Genomic DNA, 3151 nt, shown 5'->3' with positions numbered 1-3151 from the left:
TTTTCTCTTCTATTTTTGATAAATCTTCAACGGTAAAAGGTTCTTTCCTGTCAAAATCATAATAAAACCCTTCTTCAATTGAAGGACCTATGGCAACCTTTGTTCCCGGAAACAATTCCAAAACCGCTGCCGCCATAAGATGTGATGTTGAATGTCTTAATGTTTGTAAATCTTTTTCCATTTTAAAAAAACTCCGTATTCTTAATCTTCTTCGTTATAACCAAGTATTATAACATATTTAAAACAAAAAAAGAAAATAAATAAATAAAAAATAAATTTATAACTTGCAATATATATATATAAATGAGCATACCCGATTTATTAGGATATGCTCAAGTTTTTTTAGTATTTAATATAAAACAAATTACTATTTTATTCTTCTGTTTCCATTTTCCTTCTTTGTTTCAAATATTCTTGTTTGGCTTTTCTTTTTTCTTGTATCTTTTTTATTTTTGCAATTTTTCTTTTTTCTTTAGCGGTTAAAAAACTGTATTTCATTCCAAAGTTTCCGTCAAAGCCGGTTCTGTCCCCGCTTCTTCCCATTAACTGAATGTATAAACTCCACGGACTGTTTTTAAAACTTTTGTCCACACCTGCACCGAATTCAACATAATTTCCTATTTTCTGCCCGTCAAATTCTACTTCTTCCACTTTTGTTGTTACTTTGTCACCTGCATTTACCACATAACCTATTAATCCATAAGGTTGCCAACCGTTTTCCAAATTTAACTTTGCTTTTATTTGCGGTTCAAATATTATGTTTGCTACGGATTGTCCTTCAACTTTTGCTCCTTGTTTTGTTTGGTATTCTTGGCTGTTTACATTGCCATACATCAACATTAAATTCGGTTCCAATTTCCATTTATCACTTAAATCAAAATTATATCCTGCTTTTGCTCCTACCGAATACATATTCATATCAAAGTTATCCGTTCCGTAACTGCTTTGGCTTTCCGCTTTATTAAAGTTAATATTTGCAGTTACTCCTGCATACCATTGTTCTTTTAACAACATTCCCGTTGCACCTAAAATATAACCTGTTTGGCTTACTTTTATATTTTCATATTTCTGTTCACTGCCTGCATATCCTAAATATAAAGATACTAAACTGTTTTCACCTGTTGCCAAATCAAGCCCGGCAAGTGTTCCCGTTAATGTGTTATCTACTGATAAATTATCAAAATTTATCGTTTCTTGCGAATAAAACGGTCTTAACCATAACCCGCTTTCTATTCTACCTGTCTTTTGGAAAAAGATTGTATTTGCCCTTGATGCATAAATCGGACTGTCAACGGGAATTTCATTTTTTACCTGTAATATTCTGCTTTTAATATTTTCCATACTTGCAAATGCTTGGTTTAATACTGTTGTTTGTGTTATCAATCCTTCTGCCATTGCTATTTGTCCTGCTACTTTTTCAGGATTATCTTTTGCCGTTACCGAGAAATTAAGTGTTCCTGCATTTTTATTGTATTCAACATTATATTTGAATAACCTTGAATTTACCGTATCTATGCTTGTTATTTTGTCTTTTAATTCTTCCGATGCTGTAAATTCTATTTCTGCTTTCTTTCCTTTAAGTTCCGTTAAAATATTTATTTCGTTAATATTCATATTTCCTTTTTCGGAATAACTATCAGCATTGATTGTATCCATAGTTTTGTTTTTCAAATCTACATCTACGGCTAAATTTAATTTATCGGTTACTGATATTGTCTTAAAGTTATGTTTCTGTGTTAATGAATTTGCTAAATCCATTGCAGAATTTTGTGAAGTCAAATTATCTACCGCTAAACTTCCTTTTTCCGTTAGCTTAAATATTGTGTCTTTTAATCTTAATGTTTCTACTTCTATTTCTGAATTATTTGTAAATACCGAAAGATGTGAATTACTACTGCTACCATTTAATGAACTTGCCTGTTGAATATTTGAGTTTAAAATAAGTTCTTTTTGTTTAATAGCATTATTATTTATTAAATTACAATTTACATACAAATTTCCTGTTCCTGTTATTTTATTATTATTTTCTATGCCACTGTTAAATATTAAATTTCCGTTATTTATTATGTTGCCATCAATATTATTTGCATTACTTATTAATTTTACTTTATCTTGGATATTTATACTGTTTGCGGATAAAGCATTTTCATTATTAAATGTTCCACTTGATATGTTTATTATATTCTGTTTAAAATAACCTAAATTATCAAAATTACCGTTAATATTGAAATTTCCGTTACCTTCTATTCTTCCGTTATTTTGTCCTTGTTCATTTACAATTAAATTTAAATTGTTTGTTATCGTTGAATTTACAACATTGTCTAATTTTGCTGTTTCTATATCACCTTCATTTATTAAATGCCCATTGTTTATCAAAGTTTGATCTATCGTTATGTTTTTGTTATTTGTAAAATTCGCTCCGATATTTATTGTCATACTGCTTTGGTTTATATCTTTATTATTAACAACGGTATTTTCTATTATTAATTTTCCTTCTCCGAATATATTGTTTTTTATAGTTCCGCCTTTTGCTGTTATTTCTCCATCATTTTCAAAATCACTTTTTATAATAATATTATCAAACGAAGTGTTAAATGTAGAACCTTTTTCTATGTTTAATGTATCGGCATCTATTATTCCAATGTTATCCGTTAATGAATTTGCTTTGTTTGTATAAGTACTTGTTTTTATATAATTTGTATTTGTTGTTATTCCTACATTGTAAAATTGTCCGCTCGCTGTTATTGTTGAATTGTTTACGATTATTCCGTTATTTATATAATCTGTTGATTTTAATACATTATTATTTTCAAATGTTCCGATACTTGCAACGGTTACCGTGCTTTGTGTTATACTTGAATTATTTATTACATAACCTTCTATGTTCAAATTACTGTTACCAAAAATATAATTGTTATTTGTTCCTCTGTTAAAAATTAAAGTTCCGTCGTTTTCAATTCGTCCGTGAATATCTGTAGCTGATGTTGTTAGTTGTTTTCCTTCGTTTATCGTTATATTGTTTACTATTGTGCTACTATTTACTACTTCACCATCTATAGTTGTTCTTCCTGTTCCAAAAATATAATTACTATTTGTTCCATCAGTAAACATTAAACTTGAATTATTTTCTATATCACCCGTCAAATTACTT

General features: G+C 28.7%; 2 protein-coding genes. Both read right to left on the bottom strand.

All coding sequences use genetic code 11. From position 1 onward, the window contains the following. A partial coding sequence (locus tag ACMUOV_RS05650) for a hypothetical protein (RefSeq protein WP_413854133.1) occupies positions 1–181 on the bottom strand: 181 nt, incomplete at its 3' end. 191 nt (positions 182–372) lie between these two features. Further along, a partial coding sequence (locus ACMUOV_RS05645; protein ID WP_413854132.1) for an autotransporter domain-containing protein occupies positions 373–3151 on the bottom strand: 2779 nt, incomplete at its 5' end.

This window comes from Candidatus Ruminimicrobium bovinum, assembly GCF_902760015.1.
Lineage (GTDB): Bacteria > Elusimicrobiota > Endomicrobiia > Endomicrobiales > Endomicrobiaceae > Ruminimicrobium > Ruminimicrobium bovinum.
This window is presented reverse-complemented; position numbering and strand designations above follow the sequence as displayed.